Raw genomic sequence first — 22,193 nt, forward strand, 5'->3', positions numbered from 1 at the left:
AGTCCTAAGGAATTGGAGATATATTTAAAAATAATGAATGGTGAGTCATAAAATTTTTCGGCATTCACATTTTTCATTACCTGCCGTTGGCAATTGGTAAGTTTTTAATCCTGTATACTCAGGAAAATGATTCCAGCCTAGGTATGGCTCTAACTATCTGCAAGTAAATTAGAAACATCTAAATGTAGTGTGCTAACTTCAATAAGCAATACAAACTTATTGATACTCTACTTTTGATGCTCCCGCACAACAGAGGAGAATCGTAATGGTAATAGAATTCCAAGCGCAAGATATTAACGTCAATAATTTAAAAGAAGCTCCAATTCATACTTCTAGTCGAATTCAACCTCACGGTGTTCTCTTTGTTTTAGAGGAGCCTGAACTAAAAATATTACAAGTTAGCACTAATACATGGAGTATTTTCGGAATCACGCCCGAAAATATGTTGCAAAAAAAATTAGAAGACTTACTCGATCCCTTCCAGATAGAGAGAATTAAAGCAGGGATATTACAAGGAAATCTTGAGTACATCAACCCTACTAAAATTTGGGTAAGAAAAAAAGGTGATGATTATATAGTATTTGATGCCGTATTTCACCGTAATCCCGAAGGATTATTGATTCTGGAATTAGAACCAGCGATTTCTCAAGAAAATATTCCATTTTTAAGCTTTTATCATCTAGCTAGAGCTTCCATTAATCAGCTAGAAAAAACAACTAATCTCCATGATTTCTGTCAAATAATTGTCCAAGAAGTCCGAAAAGTGACTGGGTTTGACAGGGTAATGCTTTATAAATTTGATGACGATGGACATGGCTCTGTAATTGCTGAAGAAAAACTAGACAGCATGGAACCTTACTTAGGGCTGCACTATCCAGAGTCAGATATTCCTAAACCAGCAAGAAAGCTATTCGCTTCTAATTACATTAGATTAATACCAGATTCTCATTCTGAGTCTGTACAAATTTTCCCAATTAATAATCCTGTAAGCCAACATCCGATTGATTTAACCAATTCAATTCTCAGAAGTGCAGCTTCTTGTCATATGGAGTATTTGCACAATATGGGTGTAGGCTCTTCTTTGACGATCTCTTTAATTAAAGACAACAAACTTTGGGGTCTAATTGCTTGTCATCATCAGTCACCCAAATATGTTTCCTATGAATTACGTAAAGCGTGCGAATTTTTGGGAAGAGTGATATTTACAGAAATCTCAGCTAGAGAAGAAACAGAAGATTACGACTATCGGATGAATTTGTCATATATTCAAACCGTATTGATTGAATATATGTCCCAAGAAGACAATTTTATTGATGGTTTAGTTAAACACCAGCCAAATCTCCTCGATTTAACTAGCGCTAAAGGCGCAGCAGTGTGTTTTGGTGAGCATTGCACATTAATTGGTGAGACTCCCAAAGAAGAAGACTTGAATTTTTTAGTGCAATGGCTCAAAAATAACGTTAAGGAAGAAGTATTCTATACAGATTCTCTACCACGTATTTATCCAGATGCTGAAAAGTTTAAAAACGTAGCTAGCGGTTTATTAGCTATTCCTATCTCCAAGCGTAATTATGTTTTGTGGTTTCGACCAGAAGTCATTCAAACGGTAAATTGGGGAGGAAATCCTAATCAAGCATATGAAGTTAGCCAATTAGAAGGAAATCTGCGCCTTGTTCCCCGGAAATCATTTGAACTGTGGAAAGAAACCGTTCGTTTAACTTCTTTACCCTGGCAATATGTAGAAATCAAAGCAGCATTGGAACTGCGAAAGGCCATCATCAATATTGTCTTACGTCAAGCTGATGAACTAGCTCAATTAGCTCACGACTTAGAACGGTCTAATGCTGAACTCAAAAAGTTTGCCTATGTCGCTTCACACGACTTACAAGAACCATTAAATCAAGTAGCAAACTACGTGCAGCTATTAGAGATGCGTTATGAAAACGAACTCGATGAAGATGCGAAGGAATTTATTAACTTCGCCGTTGAAGGAGTAAGCCTGATGCAGACACTGATTGATGACGTGCTAGCATACTCCAAAGTAGATATGCAGGCGATCGCATTTAATTTGACTGAGGTAGAGACACCTTTAAATCGCACACTCAGCAATTTACGAGGCCGTATTCATGAAAGTGGAGCAGTGATTACCCACGACCCCTTGCCGACTGTAATGGCTGATAGCACACAATTGATGCAACTATTTCAGAACTTAATTGCCAACGCTATCAAGTTCCGCAGCGACAGACCATTACAAATCCACATAGGAGCAGAAAGGCTAGAGGATGAGTGGTTGTTCTCAGTGCGGGATAATGGTATAGGGCTTGACCCACGATTTAGCGATCGCATTTTCGTCATCTTCCAACGTCTACACACACGAGAAGAGTATCCTGGCACAGGTATGGGTCTGGCCATCTGTAAAAAAATTATTGAATGTCATCGGGGGCGCATCTGGGTAGAATCACAACTAGGTGAAGGTGCAACCTTCTACTTTACGATTCCAGTCGGAGGACGCGAGCGTGAGCGTAGAAACGGAAGAAAAACACAGAACGATCTTCTTGGTCGAGGATAATAAAGCTGATATCCGCTTAATCCAAGAAGCGTTGAAAAATAGCGTAGTACCGCACAAAGTAGTGACGGTCAGAGATGGCATGGATGCTATGGCATATTTACGCCAAGAAGGTGAATATGCCAACGCACCACGCCCTGACCTGATTTTGCTGGATTTGAACTTACCCAAAAAAGACGGCCGCGAGGTACTAGCAGAAATTAAAAGCGACCCCACGCTGAAACGGATTCCGGTAGTTGTGCTGACAACCTCCAGAAATGAAGATGATATTTTTTACAGCTACGATTGGCACGTAAACTGCTACATTACTAAATCGCGCAACCTTAGCCAGCTCTTTCAAATCGTGAAAGGGATTGAAGAGTTTTGGCTTTCTACTGCCACATTGCCAACGGAATAAGAGGATAGGGCTAATAAAGGTGGGTGAAGATATCGGTCATCTTCAAACCAATCTATTACCCATTCTCTCAAATTTAGGGATTCAGAACTGTCAAGCTATAAGGAGAGCAACAGGAGGTGAAACCAAAAGATGATGGCTGCAACAAGCTCAGTAAAAATCTTGTTAATTGAGGACAACCTGGCAGAAGCGAGATTGTTACAGGAGTTTCTAAAGCAAGCCCAGTCCAAAGAGTATAGTGTAGTTCATGTTCAACGATTGAAGGATGCGCTTAAGGAATTAACTAGGGATACAATGTCGTGTCTCTACGATGTTATCTTGTTGGATCTCACCCTACCTGATAGCGAAGGATTGTCATCTCTAGTACCACTGATAGAGTATGCCCCCAGCATACCCATTGTTGTGCTAACGAATACAAATGATGAAGCATTAGCAATTGAAGCAGTACGCCAGGGGGCACAAGATTATTTAGTCAAGCGACAAGTTAATGTAGATGTGTTGGTGCGTGCGTTGCATTATGCGATCGAACGTAAGCAGGTTTTGGAATCATTACGCACAACTAATAAAACATTACAAAGCCGGGTTGAAGAGCGCACAGCCGAACTGGTAAAAGCCCAAGAAATCAACCAGTTTAAATCCGAATTTGTCTCAATGCTCTCCCATGACATTCGCAATCCTTTGAATACTATCCTCCTAGCTGCTGGATTGCTACAAAATAATGACGAACGATTAACGAACGAGAAAAAACGATCTCATTTGCAAATGATTCGTGCGGCAATTAAAAACATGGCGCAGTTATTGGATGAGGTTTCGTTAATAGGTCAAGCCGATTCTGGCAAACTTCCGTGTGAATTTATCTCCCTCGATTTAGAAGCTTTTTGTCGTCAACTAGTTGAAGAAGCTCAACTAACTATTGGGGAGAAGCATCTTAATGTTGTTTTTTCTAGTATGGGAGAATTGGACGGCGCAGTTTGGGATGAAAGTTTACTACGGCACATTTTAGCGAATTTGCTCACCAATGCCATTAAATATTCACTACCTGGCGGTACAGTACGTTTTGAAGTAATTGGTCAAGAGGATATCATCATTTTCCGAATCCAAGATTACGGGATTGGTATTCCTGAAAAAGACCAAAAGCGATTATTTCAGCCCTTCCAGCGTGCAGAGAATGTCGGCTCTATTCCTGGCACAGGTTTGGGTTTAGCAATTGTCAAAAAGTGTGTTGAGGCACATGGGGGCGATATTTTAGTCGACAGCACAGTTGGAGTAGGCACGACTTTTACTGTCATCCTGCCAATGCTGAAATTGTAATCTACTTGATTTTTGCACCAAATTGAAAGGGCGTCTAGGCTAATTTAGTGCATTGTTTCATTAATTATAAGGAGTTCGTAGTGAGTAACTTATCGCTTAATTTCAAGGATTAAAGCCCTGATTACGAACTTTCACAATCTATCAACACTAATCCACAAAAGGCACTGATTACACTTGGGTGTTCCATATATTTTTTGCTCAATAATTTTAGTTACTTTTGTTACAGAAATTTTGTATTGTTATTTATGCATGAAAAAAATGATTTTTCTGCATGAATTAGGTAATTTTTATGCATAGCAACACGTCGTTATTCTGTAAAAAAGAATCTAGTGTTGCTCTCTTTATAAAGTTTATAGTTAGCTTAATAGTGTCTTCATACAAATTTGATGGCTAATTTACGCTGTGAGTAGCCAGCCCTTGACTTCAGACCGCTACTTAATGTAACCTATGTAATATATTTAACTTTGTAGGTGTGCAGAAACTACCCGACTTCTTGCATTGTTTGAAGTTATTAGCTATGGGTATTTCTTGGGGAGGAAAACGGAAAATATGTCTCATATATTGTGGAAAAACCTGGCGTTCATTCCAGTTTTTTTGGGTGCAAATTTATTGGTTTCAGCTAGTGTAAAGGCTGCTGAAACAAAAGAAGCGAATTCTGCTCTTGCAGAAGCACCAATAACTACTAGTAATGCTATCAAAATAGAGCAAACAAAAGCTAATCAGCAGTTGCTTGCCCAAGCCAAGACTGATGAGAATAACGTTTTAGAACAAGTTAATGTTTACCGTGGTGTATCTGATAGCCAGAATGCGCTGTCTCAAGTCACGTCAGTTTCTCAGTTTTCTGATGTACAACCAACTGATTGGGCATTCCAAGCATTGCAGTCTCTAGTTGAGCGGTATGGTTGTATTGCCGGATATCCTAATGGTACTTACCGTGGTAACCGCGCTTTGACCCGTTATGAATTTGCCGCAGGTTTGAATGCTTGTTTAGATAGAGTTAATGAACTGATTGCTACAGCAACTGCTGACTTGGTGACAAAACAAGATTTAGCAACACTCCAGCGTTTACAAGAAGAATTCAGTGCAGAACTAGCAACATTACGTGGTCGGGTAGATTCTCTAGAAGCGCGTACTGCTGAACTAGAAGCAAATCAATTTTCCACAACAACCAAGTTGGTTGGTGAGGCAATTTTTGCTGTCACTGATAACTTTGGCAGCAACGACACCAACAATACTGTTTTCCAAAACAGGGTACGTTTAGACTTGCAAACTAGCTTTACAGGTAGAGATATCTTACACACCCGGCTTGCTACTGGTAACGCTGGTGGATTGTTATTGCCTGGTGGTACATTTGAAGGTACTCAAACGTTTAACTTATCTCCTAGTACCAATAACAGTGTTTTCATTGACTGGTTATCGTATTACTTCCCGATTGGGAACTCTCAAGTATATATAGCAGCTGTCGGCGGTATTCATAGTGATTACACCCCTACTGTCAACCCATACTTTGAGGATTTTGACGGTGGTAATGGTGCTTTGTCTACCTTTGCTTCCGAAAGCCCGATATATCGCATTGGAGGTGGTGCAGGAGCCGGCGTTAACTTAGTCTTTGGTGGTAATAACAGTACTTTCAAACCTTCATTAACCTTGGGTTACTTGGCATCCCAAGCGAGTAATCCTGGAGTTGGTTCAGGTTTGACTGAGGGTAACTATGCTGCTCTAGCACAATTGAACTTGAATGTTGGCGATCGCCTCTCTTTAGCTGCGACTTACGTTCATGGATATCATGCGGCAAATAGTGCTTTATTTGACGCTGGAGCATTGACCAGTGCTGTAGTTGGTACTTCGCAAGCCAACTTTGTCGGTGGTGGTAATGCATACGTTAGTAACTCCTATGGTGTTGAGGCTGCTTTCAAACCTAGCGACAGGCTATCAATAAGTGGCTTTGTACTTCTCAGCGACATCTCTGGCTTTGGCGCTAATAATGATGGTGAAGTTTGGAGTTATGGACTTGGGGTAGCCCTACCAGATTTAGGCAAGAAGGGCAACCTTTTAGGCATTTTTGCTGGTGCTCAACCATACTTAGGAAGTGCTGCTGGTGAGCGTCCGTACCACATTGAAGGCTTTTACAGATATCGCCTTAGCGACAACATCTCTGTTACCCCTGGGTTAATTTGGTTAACTAATCCAGGTCAAGCTGCCAGCAATAACGATGATGCTTTGATTGGTACATTAAGAACCACTTTCACCTTCTAAAGTTGCAATTTCGCAATTTGGGCAAATTGGGAGCTACTTCTGGGAGGCTGTACTCTTTTGCATAAATACAACGCGCGGCGAGTTAAAAGACATCGCCGTTTTTTCATGAATAGCTAATCGATTCTCATATTTCAGGCGTTAATCCTCGCTCTTGTGCTTCCTGGCTTGCTTCATCCATCGTGTTTCTCAGGCGTGCGATCGCCTCTTGTCTTTTTGTTTTACTGGATGCGGAGAATTAGTTTCTATGTCATCCTAGAAGACGAGAGTTAATTCGGTGAGTATTCTTGTTTTTAGTATTGACAGGCTTTTCCCTTTTGGTATTTACAGATTTTTCTCCGAAATTTAAATCTCTACACACTAATAATTTTGGAGATAATCGATGTCAATTTATGTAGGCAATCTCTCTTACGAAGTTACCCAAGACACCTTGAGCGCTGTTTTTGCAGAATATGGCACTGTAAGGCGTGTTCAACTACCTACTGACCGCGAAACAGGACAACTACGCGGTTTCGGATTTGTGGAAATGGGAACTGAAGCTGAAGAAGCAGCTGCCATTGAAGCTCTTGATGGTGCTGAATGGATGGGTCGTGACCTCAAAGTTAACAAAGCCAAGCCCAGGGAAGACAGAGGTTCGTCTGGTGGCAACCGGGGAGGATACGGTGGCGGCTCTCGTAACCGCTATTAAGCTTTGAAACCTAAAATTTTACAAGCGAGTCAATAGGTTAGACAATGAGTCTGTCTTTTTTTGCACTGTTAGCGCCTGCTCGCACCGTTGATTAAGTTAATTTAATAGGAGAGATAATGACCCAAATAGTAGTAGGTGACAATGAACACATTGAATCAGCCTTACGTCGATTCAAGCGAGAAGTTTCCAAGGCGGGGATTTTTCAAGATATGAGGAAACATCGTCACTTTGAAACGCCTATTGAAAAATCCAAGCGCAAAAAACTTGCCTTGCACAAACAAAGTAAAAGACGTTTCCGCACTTAATTTCTTTACATAGATATTAATCAATGCCCTCAGATATTTTATGAGGGCATTTATTTATGGAAATTAGCACAAGTAATCATTGGAATGTTTTCCCAGTCCCCAGTACTCAACCCTGGAGCGGCGTCTGTTGGGCAGGGAACCCGTAAGGGCGGGGTGGCTTCCCCAAGTGGATCAACTACCGTCATTGGTGAGTTTTCCCCATGTCCTATGCCCTATTCCCGGATTTCTCACCACATCTCTCAAAGCCTGCGCTTGTGCAGGGGAGCAGGGGAGCAGGGGAGAGTTATTGTATAAGACGCGATTAATCGCGTCTGTACTTTCCCCTCTGCCCCTTCTTCCCCTCAAGCTTGGGAGAAATGCGGGTATTACCCATGCCCAAAAACTCCACCCGCAAAGGCATGGAGTTTTTCATAATTTTGCGTAAGTTTTGGCTTGGAAAGTTCTGGGCAACATTTCAAAGCGCGAGTATAAAGGATGAAATACTAAGCCCAAACTCATCCACTGGATTGACTGAAAATTAATATGGCACATCGGTTGCGAAAGCTGAGGCCAAAGCCCTCTCGAAAAAATCAAGCTCGTGCAGGTGCTATCAAACGGATATCCAAAATACCCCGCAAAAATTCTAAACCTGGAAATTGGCTAATATCAACTTTAGCGATCGCCGTTTTATTGAGTAGTGCTGGTTTGATTATTGCTTTTGCCTGGATCAGCATTCTATTCATCTTCAATCCAGAACAAATCATATGGCTGAATAATTTTTTACCAGAATGGGCACAAATCTCTCTCGGTAATTACGAACGACCCCAAACACTCAAGCAAATTCAACTTAGCCTCAGCAAACAAAAACGAATTGCTGGGGAAACTCTAGCTTTAAATCAGGGTCAGGAGAACTCGTTTTTACTGCCAGTCTTGCAGCAACGCCCCAATTGCGAGTCAGATTGTCAAGTAGTTGTGGAGCTGAGGATTTATCAGCGTTCCAAGGATTTGGAGTTGCAATCTCAAAAAGATAAATACTACCATTTAATGACTCAACTACCTGTAACTGGGCCAGAAGAATCCTTTGTGCTGGCTTCTGCTGACGATGCTCAATTAGAACATCCAGAAACCAGCATTCCTCTACCTTTAAACGAAGTGAAACGCTTTGAGGGCGGGACACCATCTCCAGGAGTTTGGTTTGATTTACGAGGTCAGCGCCAACAAGAAACTGGTGCGATCGCCTATGGGCAAATTGTCTACTACAATCCAGAACGTAGTAATCTACAACAGATGTTGTCCTGGAAAAGTCCCAACGGACAAGTACCTAAGTGGCAGCAAGTCACTGGTGATCGTACAAAAGAGTTGGTCATAGATCAAACAGTAGGTTTAGAACCACGTTTACGCGTTTACCAAGTCAAAGCTATCAAGCTATTCCTCAATCCTATTCAACTGGAAGAAATTTCTTTCAAAACACCAATTTTGAAAGATACTGTCTATAAAAATGCCTTGTTAGCTGCCCGTAGTGGGTTATGGACACCAGCCTTTACGCAGTTGCAATTGTTTCAGAAACAGCGAAAAAAAGTTTTACCTCCAGAGGTACAAGCACAAATTGATGTGATTCGCTTGCACTCCCAACTTACCAAAACTCAAGCTAATAAGATTTGGGCCAGCCCTAGTCAACAAGTACTAGCAGATTTGATTGATGGCCGCTGGGGGAAAGCTTTACAGTTGTTTGAAGCATCACCACAGAACATCCAAGAAATTGCTACTTTACTGAAAACGGATCAAGGTAGGTTAAGGAATCGTACAGCAGCGGCGTTGCAGGTAAACCCAAATCTACTAGAAGTGCAAGCTTGGAGAGCCTTGATTTTAGCAGTTCAGCAAGGGGAAGAACGTGCTGATTCTTGGTTGAAGGCACAAACAAAAATTACCCCAGATAGCCTGAAATTTATTCATGATTTATTAGAACGACTCAGTGATGAGTTAGCAAAGTCTCAAATCACCTCTAGTCACCCTAGCCGGATTGTTGGTTCAGTGCAACCCATCACTCAAATCACAAGCACTCAATGGCTGCAACTGTCTTCAAAAGCAGACCTGAAACTCAAAGATAACGAAGTTTGGTATCAAATAGAAGTGAGTGCATTTGAGGACGGCAAACGCTGGCTGAATTGTCCCTTTAGGAATTTGCAAGTACCTAAAACTGCCCCTGCCAAATTTTTTAGAGAAACTTTAGGTATCAGTTTTGACCCAGCAATTGATATAGTTGTCTGGTTACCTAACGGCGAACAGCAGATAACTACCGCCATTATTAAAGCAGTGCAATTGCAGGGCGGAGTTTTGCGCTTACTAGCTGCTGGGCAAACACTTCCTGAAAATCAAAACAATGCTCTCCAGCCGCGACCTTTAGCTTTGACAAATTCAGCACTCGAATGGGTAGAACCATCTGCGCTGACTCTGGCAGAACTATATCAAAAAGATCCACTCAGAGTAGAAGCAATGCTACCAACTGTGTGGCGCTCTTTACAGCAATCTGGTGAAATTCCAAATGGTGCTTTGCCTAGCTTCCAGCAGATGCAGCAAAAGCTTGGGTATTGGCCTGTTCAAGTTATTAATTTAACAAATAATACTCAACCAGAAACTGTGCTGACTATTTCAGCACAAGCAATAGCATCGTTGAAGTATCCAGCAGATAAATATCAAGAGCAAGAAGAAAACTTATCCCGTCCCCGAACTCTTATCTTGTCTGATAGCGGTAAAGTGATTTATAGTGATTTTCAGGGAAATACTCAGCAAACATTGACAGCGATCGCCAACCTTTATGATGGGCAATCCCTAGCTTTATTAGTACAAAATGCCGATAATTATAGCTTGAGGCGCTGGTCACAAAAGAACCAGCGCTTTGAATAGCAGCCTCAAGAAGGATGAAGTGAGATATTAGTAAATTCTTCCCATGTAATTAGGGAGAAACGAAAAAAAGTTTTTATTAAATTTAGTCACCATTCATTGGCAACTGGGGTCATTTCTTCCTTCAGCCTTCTGTTTAATTTATTCCTCGTGGCTAGCAGTCGATAACCTTTGCTGCTTGAGGTTTTGCAACTGTAACAGTAAAGAATCTATCTCTGCTTGCAGGTGCATAAATTTAGCTTGCTGATCGTCTTGATAATAAGACTTGTTTAACTGGCTTGCCCAATGAGCCTGGGACTGGCGGTCGGAAACACTAGATGAACAAGTAGACATCGTTAATTCGATCCACAACTTAACTCACACCATTAGAGATACTATGATAAGGTAGTTTTAAGCTTTGTTAAAGGAATCTTGACTTTTAATCATTTACTCTAATAGGTTTGAGGTTTTGTTATAAGTGACTGCAATTATGATGGCTGTGTTCCCAAAATAGCACTCAGTACTTTTTCTCAACACTCAGCACTGAGTTTTGTGAATGCCTGCATCACAAAAAAATATATTTTCTTGTGTTCAGAGCATCTAGTAGTGGAAGATATGTACTACTGGTAATTGTCTGTTTTAACTAAAAACTTGTATAAATCCCGTGACTTTGAGCCTGTCTGCTGTTAAATCTCATCGCCAACCTTGGCCCGGACTGATAGAAGCCTATCGTGAATACTTGCCTGTCAGCGAAAAAACACCGGTTGTCACTCTGTTAGAAGGTAATACTCCCCTGATACCAGCGCCGGCGATCGCAGAACGTATTGGCAGACAAGTACGTGTTTTTGTGAAATACGACGGTCTTAACCCCACTGGAAGCTTCAAAGACCGAGGAATGACAATGGCTATTTCTAAGGCCAAGGAAGCTGGGGCCAAGGCAGTCATTTGCGCTAGTACAGGTAACACCTCAGCAGCAGCGGCCGCTTATGCTAGACGTGGAGGGATGAATGCTTTTGTGCTGATTCCTGATGGCTATGTGGCGCTGGGTAAGTTGGCACAGGCGTTGCTTTACGGTGCTGAAGTACTAGCCATTAAAGGTAATTTTGACCGCGCATTGACAATTGTGCGTGAGATGGCAGAAAGCTATCCAATTACTTTAGTGAATTCGGTCAATCCTTACCGTCTAGAAGGACAGAAAACAGCTGCGTTTGAAATTGTCGATACCTTGGGTAATGCCCCAGACTGGCTGTGCATTCCAGTAGGTAATGCCGGGAATATCACAGCATACTGGATGGGATTTTGTCAATATCATCAAGCAGGCAAGTGCGATCGCTTACCGCGGGTTATGGGTTTTCAAGCAGCAGGTGCTTCTCCCTTAGTTATAGGTAAGCCTGTAGAGCATCCTGAAACCTTAGCCACAGCTATTCGCATTGGTAACCCAGCAAGTTGGGATAAGGCGATCGCTGTCAAATCAGCCAGTCAGGGAAATTTCCATGCTGTTACTGATGCGGAAATTATTGATGCCTATCAACTGTTGGCATCTTCGGAAGGGATTTTTTGTGAACCTGCTAGTGCTGCTTCCGTAGCCGGGATGTTACAGGTTAAAGACCAAATTCCCACAGGGGCAACAGTAGTTTGTGTCCTGACTGGCAATGGTCTAAAAGACCCAGATACAGCCATTAAACACAATCACAGTCAATTTAAACAAGGTATCGCGGCAGAAATAGGAGCAGTTGCCGAGGCGATGGGGCTTTAGAGAATTTACAATTCCAAAGGGAATTAGTCTTAAATCTCTAGTTCCCTATGTTCTTGCGTATCTGAATCATCATTTGTCTCCTTTGTTACCTGTTCAGAATCACCGCGATCGCGTGCCCAACTATCAATAGCATCACCCAAAGCCGTAGTCAGGCTATTGCGGGTTTGGGCGTGATTTTCTTGCTCAGTTTTCAAAGCTTGTAGGAGGCGATCGCGTTCTTTAAGGACTGCAATTAGTCTGGTTTTAAACTCTTCTAGAGATTGCAGTTGTTCTATTTGCTGTTGAATAGCTGTTGCTGCTGTGGTATCAGTCAGCGTCTCTATGCCAAAACCTTGAAGTTTGCGTAATTCTGCTTTCAAAGATGCGATCGCCTGTTGGGATAGCTGAGTATCTGTACGACGTTGTTCAGCTTCAGTATTGTACAGCTTACGCCATTTTTCTGCACTTTCCCATGCAGCATCGCGATCGCGCTGGAGTGTTATCATCTGCTGTTTCAGGGATTGAATTTCGGTCAACCATTGTTGTGTTAAGTCTTGAGTCATAGAATTTTAGATTTTAGATTAGTTAATAGTAACTAGTTATTAATTAACAGTTGTTAGCCATTAGTCAAGAGTTATCTTCCCCATCTCCTCTTACCTTGCACAAATACTATTTCAGTAACTCATTCCACAGCACTTACAAGCGCTTGTCTGATAATCGCTCCTTTCCATAAACAGGCGTGAGATTTCAAGTGATGAGTGCTAATGTTTAATAACTAATGACTCAGACGGCGAGCGTCGGTTCATCTCATCCCTAAAGAGAATGGACTTTCCCGCGATCTTTCGGTAAAAGAAGTAAAAAGATAGATGTACTGAACACAGCAAATTTGGCAAATTAGTTGAGACAACCAAGCAGTCAGAACTTCAAATCATGTACCAGCCTCGTTTTGTCCGCTTTTTTCGTCACCTCAACACACGCACGCTAAAGAAAACTGTTACTAGAACAATCGAAAGACGACTTTTAGGACTTGCTTCGGAGATTGCCTTTAATGCTATGCTATCGCTGTTTCCAGCGATTATTGCCATCTTCACAGCCATTGGCTTATTTGCAGAATCTTTGCAATATACCTTTAAACAACTGGCGGAGCTACTTAGTCAAATCGTACCTGAAGAAGCGCTAGTTCTGATTCGTGATTTTGCTACTACAGAAATTGCTAACTCCAGTAATAGTAGTTGGTTTTCTCTCAGCTTTATCGTAGCAATTTGGGCTGCTTCTGGAGCAGTGAGTACCGCTATGACTGCTCTCGATCAAATCCATCAAATTCCCTCAGAAAAGATGCGCCCCTTTTGGAAAGCTAAACTCGTTTCTTTGGGATTAACAATTGGTACTATATTGCTTTTAGTATCGGCATCATTCTTAGTATTTATCAGTGACTTATTATTAGCAATGGTAGTGCGTGAAAATGGTTATTTTGTCTTTTTGTTACATATTTGGCAACTATTACGCTGGCCTTTAGCTTTAAGTATTGTTGCTACTGCCTTTGGTTTTGTCTATCGCTATGGCCCCAGTGTATGGAATCCAGGCACACCAATGATGCCTGGAGCAATCTTAGCAGCTGTTTTTTGGGCAATTTTATCTGCCCTGTTTCGGCTTTATGTAGCTAATTTTGGCAACTATAATAAAATCTATGGTGCTGTGGGAACTGTGATAGTTTTAATGCTATGGCTCTCGATGAGTGCTTTTGTGCTTCTCGTGGGCGATCAATTAAATGTAACTGTTGGTGAAGATATGCGCCCACAAAAAAGTGACAAATTGTCAAAAATTATTAATTAGGGAATGTAGCTCTACATATATATGAGTTAGTTAATTTAGGGAAAATCGCTATACAGCAGTAAAATATTTAACTACTCAACTTCAAACAAGCGATCGCACTCATGTCTCATTCTCGGTTTTCTAGTATTGAACCTGATGCTAAGGCTCCTACATTGAAGCGGCTGCGTCAGTTTAGCCGACTGCTAGATAATGTGATTACTATTCCTGGAACAAAAGTAGGTGTTGGTCTAGATCCAATTTTAGGATTTATACCTATTGGTGGTGATGTTTTAGGAATCATGCTTTCTTGCTACATTGTTTTAGAAGCAGCTAGGCTCGGCGCACCTAGAGCTACTCTAGGTAGAATGGTCTCAAATATTATTATTGATGGCATAGTAGGCTCTATTCCTGTGCTGGGAGACTTTTTTGATTTTGCTTGGACAGCTAACACTCATAACATCAAGCTATTAGAAGAGTATTTAAAATTTCCTAGCCAAAAAAGAAGTGCAGATAGATGGTTTATCTTTGCTCTCTTGGTTGGATTGTTGATACTTGCCATTGTCTTAGTTGCATTGCCTGTGATACTAATTAGGTTGCTGTGGCAAGCCTTAGCTGGTGGGTAAATTCGATATTAATAAAGTAATGAAAGATTGGTGGCAAACTGTTTTTCCAAAAGGGCGGCAAAGTCTAATTATTAGTGATACTAAAGGATATCCTGTACAAATCGCTTATGGTGAGAAAGGTACAGGTAAGCCGTTAATTTTATTACATGGTATGGGCAACTGGAGCTACAATTGGCGTCGCAGTATTGCTCCTCTATCAAAATATTTTCGGGTAATTTGTTTTGATGCTAAAGGCTATGGGTTTTCAGAAAAACCTGTGTCTCGTCGAGAAGATAACGGTCATCAAATTACCGAATTAGCACGAATCATTCAAGAACTATGTGATGAACCACCTGTAATTGTGGCAGAATCGTTGGGGGGATTAGTTGCCCTTTCATTTGCTCAAGACTATCCCGATTTAATCGGGCGGTTAGTAGTAGTTAATGTGCCGATATTTGCTGAAACTCTACCCCATTGGGCAATGTGGATACTTGCTCAAACGCCATTAGAAATAATCCAAACAATTGACTCCTTACGTCTGGCATATTTGTTTGCACCTCTATTTAGAGAAATTATGGCAATAGAAAGACGTAGAGTACTGTTTAATCCATCAGTGTTAACTCAAGAAGATATTTATTGGATAGCTTATCCCTTTACTGAAATTCCTGGGACTCTTGTAAAAGTAGCCGAGGAGTTACAAATAGCAGCAAGGGAAATTGAGCATTGGCAAACTCAAAAACCAAATATGCTGACTAAAATTCAAAGTAATCTTAGCGGTATTCATTGTCCTACGCTTGTTTTGTGGGGTGAGCAAGATAATTGGTTTCCTGCTAGCCATGGGGAAAAATTATATAGATGTTTGCCCAATGCTAAGTTACAAATTCTACCTAACTGCTATCATGATGCGGCTATTGGTTCATCAGAAGAACTGAATACAGCTATTATTAATTTTCTAGAGGAAACAAACTTTTTGTAAGTTTTAACGTCTATCTATAAGCCATACAATAGCCTAGTTTTTTAACTTCCATCAGTTTAAAAGCTAGGCTTTTCAAACAGCATTAAAGATAAAAAGAAATCCATCATAAAAATTAACACCCAAGTAGTAACAACTGCTGTTGTTGCTGATTCTCCTACTTCCTTTGCTCCTCCTTTAGTAGTTAGTCCCCAACTACAGCCATTGATAGCAACTATAGCTCCAAAAATAAACCCTTTGAGTAAAATAATCCACAAATCTGACGGTTCTAAAAAACTTCTAACTGAATCTAAAAATGTTTCTGGAATAATTTGATAAAATTGCCAGCCAGCAAAAATTCCACCAATGATACCTGTAACTAAGGCCAAAATTGTCACAAATGGCGTCATCAAAGAGCAAGCAATGACTCTAGGAAGTACTAAATAGTCAATCGGATCAGTTTTGAGCATATAAAGTGCATCAATTTGTTCTGTTACTCGCATTGCACCTATTTCTGCTGCAAAAGCAGAACCTACTTGCCCAGCAATAATACTAGCCGTTAAAATAGGAGCTAATTCTCTGCAAAAAGCTAAAGCAAAAGCGCCTCCCACAGCATTTACAGCACCAAATTGTATTAATTCTCTTGCTGTTTGAATAGTAAAAATCATACCTGCAAAACCATTCACAAGCAGAACTGGAAGCAGAGAAATGGGCCCAGCAGTCACCATATGTTCTAGAATCTTGCGGCAATAAGTTTTTCCTTGAAGTAAATGTAGCCAGATTTGGCCAAAGAGTAACATTGCGGCAAAACAACGGGCAATCCACAAATATCGTAAATTTTCTTTAGCTCGCAATTTTGCTCTCATCTCATATTCCCTGAATGTGGTTGTGAAAAACTTGCTTTATTAAAAGTCTGCTAATATTACTAAGTTATTTGTAACAATAATTGCATTAAATTATTGCTAAATATAAGTAGTTTTTAAACAGGTTATAACGGCAACAAGTTAGCGACATATTTATTAGAACAATCTTGCTCACAGTAATTATTATTTGTGTACTAGGCTGTAATCTCGATCAGGATAAAGCCGAGCAGATTAATACTGCTATAGTAGTTGTGAGTATAAAATTTACTTACACAAATAAATAATTAAGTTAAATATGTTTTAGACTGCTAACAGGTAACGTGTCCCATTAGCTGCAATGATTGAGCAATGAAGTTCTAAAATATTGCTTTAGCTCACATTCGGCATGAGCAGATATACTTAAAATTTTTCTACTTCAGAGGTTGTTTTACTGAAATTGAAATTTTAATAAATCGTCTTTATTCTTTTATAACTTTTGTCAATCTCTTCTTGAATGTTTGGTTGTCAAATCCTTTTACTCACTTCTTTTCAGCAATATTAAGACAGAAAAATAGAGCAATTTTAACTATTTAAACCCAGATTCCGCAGGTGCGCTCGTAAATGCTGTATTTTTGAAAATGACCTAAATGCTGCATTTAAGAAGCATGACAGCATCACCATTAGATATCAGGGTACAGGATATTGACCAAGTAAGGCATAGTCGCAGGCATATGTGATGAGATGAATCTAGTAGAACAAAGTGTAAGGTCTGGGTATCGGATTGCGCCAAGTTGTAGTGAGTACGCAGGTGTACAACAGCGCTGGTTCGTCGTTGAAAGCCAAGCAAGAAAGGATGCTGAGATCCTTTATTTTTTACTTCCAGTGTATTCCTCAATTCTACTGAGCGAGTTGCTGCACTAGCAATGGTTATGGGTTTGTGTCTGCTTGTGTATAGTATGGGTCAAAAAGCTTTACGTCAAGCCTTAGAACGAGCCAAAAAAACTATTGATAATCAGTTGGGTAAACCAACTTCTACTCCAACCTTACGTTGGGTGTTCCAATGTTTTATGTCCATTCATTTGGTTACTGTCGCCCAAATAAAGCAAATTGCTAATTTAACCCATGAAAGGCAATGGATTCTCCTGTTTTTTGGTGCTCCTTGTCGAAAATATTATCTTCTTTCTTAACTAACCTGCGGAATGTGGGTTCAAAAACTCGATTGACTTCATTCAAAGTTAAGACTACAGGATTATTGTCAATATATTGCAGCAGATACGGCTCAAAGCAGAATTAATCTGCGTAATGTGGGATAAATTGGTGTTTTAGACTTTAAAAGGGGTTGTAAATTACAGAAAAATACAGCCCGTTTTCTTGCCATGTGTTTCCCCTAGATTCAACAGAGACTAATGGAATACCCCAGTCAAGACGAGCCGTGAAGCGATCGCCCTGTGTCCAACGCAGTCCCAGACCAACGGATGCTAAGGTGTTAGGATCTGGGTTTTCTCTACCAGAACTGTTCCAAGCAACGCCAAAGTCAAAGAATGGTGCGACTTGCAAGATGCTATCTATTTGGGGTAAGCGGAGAATTGGTATTTGAACTTCGGCGGAAGCAAAAGCGCCATTATCTGTTAACAGATAATCTTGGCGATATCCCCGTATACTGTCGATACCACCTAAACCCAACTGTTCTAAAGGTAAAAGAGATCTAGATGCTAGTTGTGTATTGACACGAAGTAATAGTAAGGTTTCAGGAGCCAAAAGTCTTGCCCACTGTGCTTGACCTTGCCATGCAAAAAAGCGGCTATCGGGGGCATCTTCGTTAATTGTCGCATCCAACGCACCTATGCCTAGGTTAAATTGAGAGCGCAAGGCAATAACTTGGCGGCTGTTACGAGCAGTCCATTCTTGAAAAAATCGCAATGCAGATATACGTGTACGTCCTTGTTCATCAGCTCCCAGTGAGGGGAAAGGTAAACGGTCTCCTTTAATATAAGTAGCTTCACTTTCACGACGAGAAGCAGTCAAGCCCAAGGCAAATTCTTGCGTGGGAGTTTGGATTATTGGCTGACGAAATGTCAGTTCGTAGTAGCGAGAAGACGATTCAATATCTAAAACATTAAAAGGACGTTCAATGACATTACTAGATGTAGTGCCAAAGTTGAAAGTAAGTGCCCCATTATAAGGATTTAAAGGTAATGTGTAGCTGGCATCAAGAGCATTGCTACCATCGGTATTAGTGTAAGCAAAATTAAAGGCATCTCCCAATCCTAGTAAATTAGCTTGATTGAGTTGTAATCGTCGTCGGAAACTGCCAACACTAGGCGATCGCCCATTATCTAGAACTATTTGGGTACTAAAGGAATTTGCCTCCCTAACCTCAACTTGTAATACACTAACTCCTGGACGAGAACCTGCGGACAGTTCAGCAGACAAATTTCTAATTAAAGGATTAAGTTGTAACAGTTGCAGCGCCTCTAGCAAACGCTCTCGATTTAAAGGCGCTTCGGTGGCGATCGCTAGACGGCTACGTACATAATTGGGATTTAGCCGTTGAGTACCAGTCACCTGGATTTCTTCCAATCTGCCTTCCACAACCTGAATTTTGATCACACCAGACTGGATTGTTTGCGGTGGAATATAGGCACCAGAAGTAATGTAACCTTTTTTGACATATAAATCGGTGATTCTAGAACGAGCCTGAAACACCTCAGCCAGGGAAATAGGTCTTTTGGTGAACTCTGCCGTGGCTTGGGCTAACTCTTCAGGGCTAAATACCGTACTGCCAACCACTTCAAATTTTTCTACAACGATAGTTTCTGGCAGCTTTTCAGGAACTGGCTGCTCAGGTGTGGGGCTGGGGCTAGGAGACGGAAATAGTTCTTCTGGTGGCGGTAGTGGCTGTGGCGGTTGAGGTGAGGGATGTGGAGAAGGCACTGGTGGTAGCACATCCTGCGGCGGCGGTAGTTGTTGGGACAAGATTAATTTGCCATCTGGGATTTGTGCCGTATTTACAATCTGTGCTTTCGCGGGCCTCAAAGTCATGCTGCCGAGCAACACAAATACACTCAGCTGTAACCAGAACACTCCATGCTTCTGAAAGTATTTATCAGTCATGACCATTTGTGACACGTTTATCTTCTATTAAGGCTTAGTAGAAAGTCAACTAAAATTTTGGCAGAGTAGTTTGTGTAATCATCTGTCGTACCTAAAGCTCATTTTAATTGTCTAATGAATATTTAATCCCAATATAAAATCTAAATTGTTATGGATCAGGGGCAAAAAACTGCAATTGAAGGTATTTATGAAGTTTGTATTGGCGTCCCAGAGCCAATTTCTGCAATTCAATATTGGGAGCAATTTGGCTACCGTATTGGTCAATTAGGTGAATTATCTGCATCTGTGGCCCAGCAATTATATGGAGTGAATTCGTCTTTACGCTCGATTCGGCTTTATCATCAGAATTCAGATCATGGCTTGATTCGATTAATGGTTTGGCAAAACCCTACAAATCAGGGGTTAGGAACCGAGTTGATGAAACTGAAGGGAAACCGTTGGGCAACTACTTTAACTGCCGATACATTAACTATCTTAAATCATGCAGAGGAAGCAAAAGCCGCAGGTTGGGATATTAGGTACACAAACCCTTATTGGGAAATTATCTATAACAAAGATAGAAAAAGCCGTCCTTTTATCGATTCAGCAATTGGGGTGCGAGAAATGTTGTTACTGCAACCCTTAACTCGGCAGGTTCTATTTCAAAGATTTGGCTATACACTGCCACATTATGGACAAATTAACGATAATGCTACTTTTAAAACTAGCCAGTTTACTCATTTAGGATTGATTGTTCAGGATGACAGTAAGGAAACTCTGAAATTTTACGAAGATGTTTTGGGTTTGCTGCGTGTGCGTGATGATGTGGAAACTAGCTATGAATCTTCACTAGCAGGGCGAGAGATTTTTGACCTCAATCCTGGTGAAAAGTTTATTGTCACAGCTTTTGATGATCCGCGTTCTTCTGTGTCTGACTTTATGGCTGCACGTAGTGGCAGACTTTACATTGTTCGCTTTCCAGATTCTATGAGTTTAGAGTCGCGGTTTGAAGCAGCGCAACCAGGTAGCTTAGGAATGTCTTTGTATACCTATCGTGTGCGAGGAATTAAGACATATTGCGATCGCATCCGAGAAAGTTCAGCACAAAACTTGACAAATATCCTCAGCAATGAGTTTGGCGAGATGAGTTTCTCTTTCGTTGCACCCGATGGTTACTTCTGGAATTTGGTCGAAGGTTAATGGGAACTGGGGACTGGCGGCTGGGGACTAGGGACTGGGTTATTTACCTAATACCCAATACCTAATCACCAATACCTAATATCCAAACCCCAATATGCGAAAACGACCACGAGTGCTAATTTTACTGGCTTTGATGTCTGCTTTGCTGCTAGCGATCGCATCTACAGCCATAAGTATTTATTCATACGGCAGCAACAGTAATAATATCAAAGCAGATGCAGCCATTGTTCTGGGAGCAGCAGTTTGGGGTGAAGAACCATCTCCTGTTTTTAGAGAACGAATTAATCACGCTATTAACCTATATAAAAATGGCAATGTTAGTAAAATCATTTTTACTGGCGGAGTTGGCGAGCGCAATGAACCTGCCGAAGCCATAGTTGGCAAACGCTATGCTTTGGCAAAACAGGTAAAAGTAGTTGATATTCTCACCGAAACTGAATCTCGAACAACTTCCCAGAATCTCAAAAATGCTCTTGCGGTGGCATCTAATTACCAATTAACCAAGTTTCTCATTGTCAGCGACCCATTGCACATGAAACGCTCTGTACTGATGGCACGTAGCTTAGGAATGGATGCATATCCCTCTCCCACACCTACCACTCGTTACCGCAGTTTTCGCAGCCAGATGGAATTTCTCTCGCGGGAGACTTATTTTTACTTTGTCTACCTCGTGTTCAAAATTTAGCTGCAATTTCAAACCAGCCACAATCTCCCGCCTCAACCCGGAAGCCAAGCCAGAGTAGCTGAATAACTACAATACCCAAATAACTGACCAAAAATTATGTTGATGAGAATTTGCGCCGCTACAGTTGTACTAACTTCTTCTTGGCTGGTCTTGGGAATTATAGCTGCTGAACCAATCAATGCTACTCCTTTAGCAGCAAATGCTGGAGCATCTTCTCAGTCGGTCAAGACTCAACCGATTATTGTTGAGCAAGCTGAGTTTGGGGTGGTAAGAGTAGACCCCCAAGCCAAAGTAACCTTAATTCCTACTTTAAGAGTGCCACTTCAGGAAGGAAGCAAATATGGATGGCAGATTCAACTGAAAAACTACCAAGGCAAAGTGACATGGCGAGAAATCCTGCGATTGCCAAAACGTCCGGAAACCTGGGGTGTAGATAGTGGGGAAAACTTGTCAATATCTCCCAACGGTATGGAAGCAGTCACAAAGCGCACACAGTCGATTGCTGATGGTGTAATTCAGAATTTTTGGACTATTACTCCAGGCGATCCACCCGGCAAGCATAAAATAGAGGTTTATATTGATGAACGCTTGATTCGTTCTTTTGAGTTTGAAATTATCCCATTGGCAAAGCAAAAGACAGAAGGCAGAATTTAGCAATAAACATGATTTACCCTTATACCCTTATGCAATAGACTTGTCCAGAATCTAAACTGAGCACAAAAAAGTGGTAGAAGAAATTGAGCATCTACCACTTAGACAAAACATGTGTATTGTATTTGCCAAAAACATCCACAATAAGTAAAACACCCAGACTATCACAGTGGCATAGTCTGGGTATTTGAAATAACAAACCTGGCATCGAGCTATTTTTGCGTAGGGCTACCCCTAAACTATCG

The 22,193-nt window shown here is 41.0% G+C and carries 19 protein-coding genes and 1 pseudogene; 16 read left to right on the forward strand and 4 right to left on the reverse strand.

The features are described from left to right. The first annotated feature begins 265 nt into the window (after positions 1 to 265). The 8 genes from AC5JL8_RS36920 (at position 266) to AC5JL8_RS36955 (ending at position 10,400) form a co-directional block, all read left to right on the forward strand. On the forward strand, positions 266 to 2,569 hold the full coding sequence (locus AC5JL8_RS36920; protein ID WP_495884638.1) for an ATP-binding protein: 2,304 nt from the start codon (positions 266 to 268) through the stop codon (positions 2,567 to 2,569). Beyond that, the gene (locus AC5JL8_RS36925) at positions 2,517 to 2,963 is read left to right on the forward strand and encodes a response regulator (protein WP_495884639.1); all 447 of its coding nucleotides are present in this window, start codon (positions 2,517 to 2,519) and stop codon (positions 2,961 to 2,963) included. The genes AC5JL8_RS36920 and AC5JL8_RS36925 overlap by 53 nt, the downstream gene beginning before the upstream one ends. 132 nt (positions 2,964 to 3,095) lie before the next feature. Further along, the gene (locus AC5JL8_RS36930) at positions 3,096 to 4,271 is read left to right on the forward strand and encodes a sensor histidine kinase (protein WP_495884668.1); all 1,176 of its coding nucleotides are present in this window, start codon (positions 3,096 to 3,098) and stop codon (positions 4,269 to 4,271) included. Between the two features lie 549 nt (positions 4,272 to 4,820). Further along, positions 4,821 to 6,527 (forward strand): iron uptake porin, encoded by a 1,707-nt coding sequence (locus AC5JL8_RS36935; protein WP_495884640.1) that lies wholly within the window; start codon positions 4,821 to 4,823, stop codon positions 6,525 to 6,527. Positions 6,528 to 6,906: 379 nt separating this feature from the next. Continuing rightward, positions 6,907 to 7,212, forward strand: a complete 306-nt coding sequence (rbp, locus tag AC5JL8_RS36940; RefSeq protein WP_495884641.1) for an RNA-binding regulator — start codon at positions 6,907 to 6,909, stop codon at positions 7,210 to 7,212. A gap of 116 nt (positions 7,213 to 7,328) precedes the next feature. Then, positions 7,329 to 7,517, forward strand: a complete 189-nt coding sequence (rpsU, locus tag AC5JL8_RS36945) for a 30S ribosomal protein S21 (RefSeq protein ID WP_096595539.1) — start codon at positions 7,329 to 7,331, stop codon at positions 7,515 to 7,517. 84 nt (positions 7,518 to 7,601) lie between these two features. Beyond that, positions 7,602 to 7,811 carry a hypothetical protein gene (locus tag AC5JL8_RS36950; protein WP_495884642.1) on the forward strand — a complete coding sequence of 70 codons (210 nt, stop codon included), beginning with the start codon at positions 7,602 to 7,604 and terminating at the stop codon, positions 7,809 to 7,811. Positions 7,812 to 8,039: 228 nt separating this feature from the next. Next, positions 8,040 to 10,400 carry a hypothetical protein gene (locus AC5JL8_RS36955; RefSeq protein ID WP_495884643.1) on the forward strand — a complete coding sequence of 787 codons (2,361 nt, stop codon included), beginning with the start codon at positions 8,040 to 8,042 and terminating at the stop codon, positions 10,398 to 10,400. A gap of 138 nt (positions 10,401 to 10,538) precedes the next feature. Here the strand turns inward: AC5JL8_RS36955 and AC5JL8_RS36960 are convergent, their stop codons facing one another. After that, a complete protein-coding gene (locus AC5JL8_RS36960) occupies positions 10,539 to 10,730 on the reverse strand; it encodes a hypothetical protein (RefSeq protein WP_495884644.1) in 192 nt (63 codons plus the stop codon). A gap of 310 nt (positions 10,731 to 11,040) precedes the next feature. On the opposite strand from AC5JL8_RS36960, the gene thrC reads away from it, so the two are divergent. After that, positions 11,041 to 12,132 carry a threonine synthase gene (gene thrC, locus AC5JL8_RS36965; protein ID WP_495884645.1) on the forward strand — a complete coding sequence of 364 codons (1,092 nt, stop codon included), beginning with the start codon at positions 11,041 to 11,043 and terminating at the stop codon, positions 12,130 to 12,132. 29 nt (positions 12,133 to 12,161) lie between these two features. Here thrC and AC5JL8_RS36970 read toward each other — a convergent pair whose 3' ends face one another. Then, positions 12,162 to 12,674: a hypothetical protein gene (locus AC5JL8_RS36970; RefSeq protein ID WP_495884646.1), complete on the reverse strand. Its 513-nt coding sequence runs from the start codon at positions 12,672 to 12,674 to the stop codon at positions 12,162 to 12,164. Between the two features lie 367 nt (positions 12,675 to 13,041). Between AC5JL8_RS36970 and AC5JL8_RS36975 the strand changes: the two genes are divergently transcribed. The 3 genes from AC5JL8_RS36975 (at position 13,042) to AC5JL8_RS36985 (ending at position 15,501) form a co-directional block, all read left to right on the forward strand. Continuing rightward, positions 13,042 to 13,944, forward strand: coding sequence for a YihY/virulence factor BrkB family protein (locus AC5JL8_RS36975; RefSeq protein ID WP_495884647.1), 903 nt, complete (start codon positions 13,042 to 13,044; stop codon positions 13,942 to 13,944). A gap of 101 nt (positions 13,945 to 14,045) precedes the next feature. Beyond that, positions 14,046 to 14,546 (forward strand): DUF4112 domain-containing protein, encoded by a 501-nt coding sequence (locus AC5JL8_RS36980; protein ID WP_495884648.1) that lies wholly within the window; start codon positions 14,046 to 14,048, stop codon positions 14,544 to 14,546. A 19-nt stretch (positions 14,547 to 14,565) separates the two neighbouring features. Continuing rightward, positions 14,566 to 15,501, forward strand: a complete 936-nt coding sequence (locus AC5JL8_RS36985) for an alpha/beta fold hydrolase (RefSeq protein ID WP_495884649.1) — start codon at positions 14,566 to 14,568, stop codon at positions 15,499 to 15,501. Between the two features lie 56 nt (positions 15,502 to 15,557). On the opposite strand, the gene AC5JL8_RS36990 is transcribed toward AC5JL8_RS36985, so the two are convergent. Beyond that, positions 15,558 to 16,343, reverse strand: coding sequence for an MlaE family ABC transporter permease (locus AC5JL8_RS36990; protein WP_495884650.1), 786 nt, complete (start codon positions 16,341 to 16,343; stop codon positions 15,558 to 15,560). 836 nt (positions 16,344 to 17,179) lie between these two features. Between AC5JL8_RS36990 and AC5JL8_RS36995 the strand changes: the two are divergent. Next, positions 17,180 to 17,506 (forward strand): annotated as a pseudogene (locus tag AC5JL8_RS36995) (IS1634 family transposase); the annotation flags it as partial. A 142-nt stretch (positions 17,507 to 17,648) separates the two neighbouring features. Here the strand turns inward: AC5JL8_RS36995 and AC5JL8_RS37000 are convergent. After that, complete coding sequence (locus tag AC5JL8_RS37000) at positions 17,649 to 19,433, reverse strand: ShlB/FhaC/HecB family hemolysin secretion/activation protein (protein ID WP_495884651.1); 1,785 nt, start codon at positions 19,431 to 19,433, stop codon at positions 17,649 to 17,651. A gap of 150 nt (positions 19,434 to 19,583) precedes the next feature. On the opposite strand from AC5JL8_RS37000, the gene AC5JL8_RS37005 reads away from it, so the two are divergent. The 3 genes from AC5JL8_RS37005 (at position 19,584) to AC5JL8_RS37015 (ending at position 21,951) form a co-directional block, all read left to right on the forward strand. Then, positions 19,584 to 20,612 (forward strand): VOC family protein, encoded by a 1,029-nt coding sequence (locus AC5JL8_RS37005; RefSeq protein ID WP_495884652.1) that lies wholly within the window; start codon positions 19,584 to 19,586, stop codon positions 20,610 to 20,612. A gap of 94 nt (positions 20,613 to 20,706) precedes the next feature. Next, entirely contained in the window at positions 20,707 to 21,297 is a 591-nt protein-coding gene (locus tag AC5JL8_RS37010; protein ID WP_495884653.1) for a YdcF family protein, read from the forward strand. Between the two features lie 102 nt (positions 21,298 to 21,399). Next, positions 21,400 to 21,951 carry a PM0630 family protein gene (locus AC5JL8_RS37015; protein ID WP_495884669.1) on the forward strand — a complete coding sequence of 184 codons (552 nt, stop codon included), beginning with the start codon at positions 21,400 to 21,402 and terminating at the stop codon, positions 21,949 to 21,951. Positions 21,952 to 22,193: the final 242 nt, after the last annotated feature.

The sequence above is a fragment of the Mojavia sp. genome (genome assembly GCF_059505145.1).

What these genes read in the sequence shown, in the direction of transcription:
- AC5JL8_RS36920 (WP_495884638.1), top strand. Translation starts at nt 266, where the DNA reads ATGGTAATAGAATTCCAAGCGCAAGATATTAACGTCAATAATTTAAAA.
- AC5JL8_RS36930 (WP_495884668.1), top strand. Translation starts at nt 3,096, where the DNA reads ATGGCTGCAACAAGCTCAGTAAAAATCTTGTTAATTGAGGACAACCTG.
- AC5JL8_RS36935 (WP_495884640.1), top strand. Translation starts at nt 4,821, where the DNA reads ATGTCTCATATATTGTGGAAAAACCTGGCGTTCATTCCAGTTTTTTTG.
- rbp (WP_495884641.1), top strand. Translation starts at nt 6,907, where the DNA reads ATGTCAATTTATGTAGGCAATCTCTCTTACGAAGTTACCCAAGACACC.
- rpsU (WP_096595539.1), top strand. Translation starts at nt 7,329, where the DNA reads ATGACCCAAATAGTAGTAGGTGACAATGAACACATTGAATCAGCCTTA.
- AC5JL8_RS36950 (WP_495884642.1), top strand. Translation starts at nt 7,602, where the DNA reads ATGTTTTCCCAGTCCCCAGTACTCAACCCTGGAGCGGCGTCTGTTGGG.
- AC5JL8_RS36955 (WP_495884643.1), top strand. Translation starts at nt 8,040, where the DNA reads ATGGCACATCGGTTGCGAAAGCTGAGGCCAAAGCCCTCTCGAAAAAAT.
- AC5JL8_RS36960 (WP_495884644.1), bottom strand. Translation starts at nt 10,730, where the DNA reads ATGTCTACTTGTTCATCTAGTGTTTCCGACCGCCAGTCCCAGGCTCAT.
- AC5JL8_RS36970 (WP_495884646.1), bottom strand. Translation starts at nt 12,674, where the DNA reads ATGACTCAAGACTTAACACAACAATGGTTGACCGAAATTCAATCCCTG.
- AC5JL8_RS36975 (WP_495884647.1), top strand. Translation starts at nt 13,042, where the DNA reads ATGTACCAGCCTCGTTTTGTCCGCTTTTTTCGTCACCTCAACACACGC.
- AC5JL8_RS36980 (WP_495884648.1), top strand. Translation starts at nt 14,046, where the DNA reads ATGTCTCATTCTCGGTTTTCTAGTATTGAACCTGATGCTAAGGCTCCT.
- AC5JL8_RS36985 (WP_495884649.1), top strand. Translation starts at nt 14,566, where the DNA reads ATGAAAGATTGGTGGCAAACTGTTTTTCCAAAAGGGCGGCAAAGTCTA.
- AC5JL8_RS36990 (WP_495884650.1), bottom strand. Translation starts at nt 16,343, where the DNA reads ATGAGAGCAAAATTGCGAGCTAAAGAAAATTTACGATATTTGTGGATT.
- AC5JL8_RS37000 (WP_495884651.1), bottom strand. Translation starts at nt 19,433, where the DNA reads ATGACTGATAAATACTTTCAGAAGCATGGAGTGTTCTGGTTACAGCTG.
- AC5JL8_RS37005 (WP_495884652.1), top strand. Translation starts at nt 19,584, where the DNA reads ATGGATCAGGGGCAAAAAACTGCAATTGAAGGTATTTATGAAGTTTGT.
- AC5JL8_RS37010 (WP_495884653.1), top strand. Translation starts at nt 20,707, where the DNA reads ATGCGAAAACGACCACGAGTGCTAATTTTACTGGCTTTGATGTCTGCT.
- AC5JL8_RS37015 (WP_495884669.1), top strand. Translation starts at nt 21,400, where the DNA reads ATGAGAATTTGCGCCGCTACAGTTGTACTAACTTCTTCTTGGCTGGTC.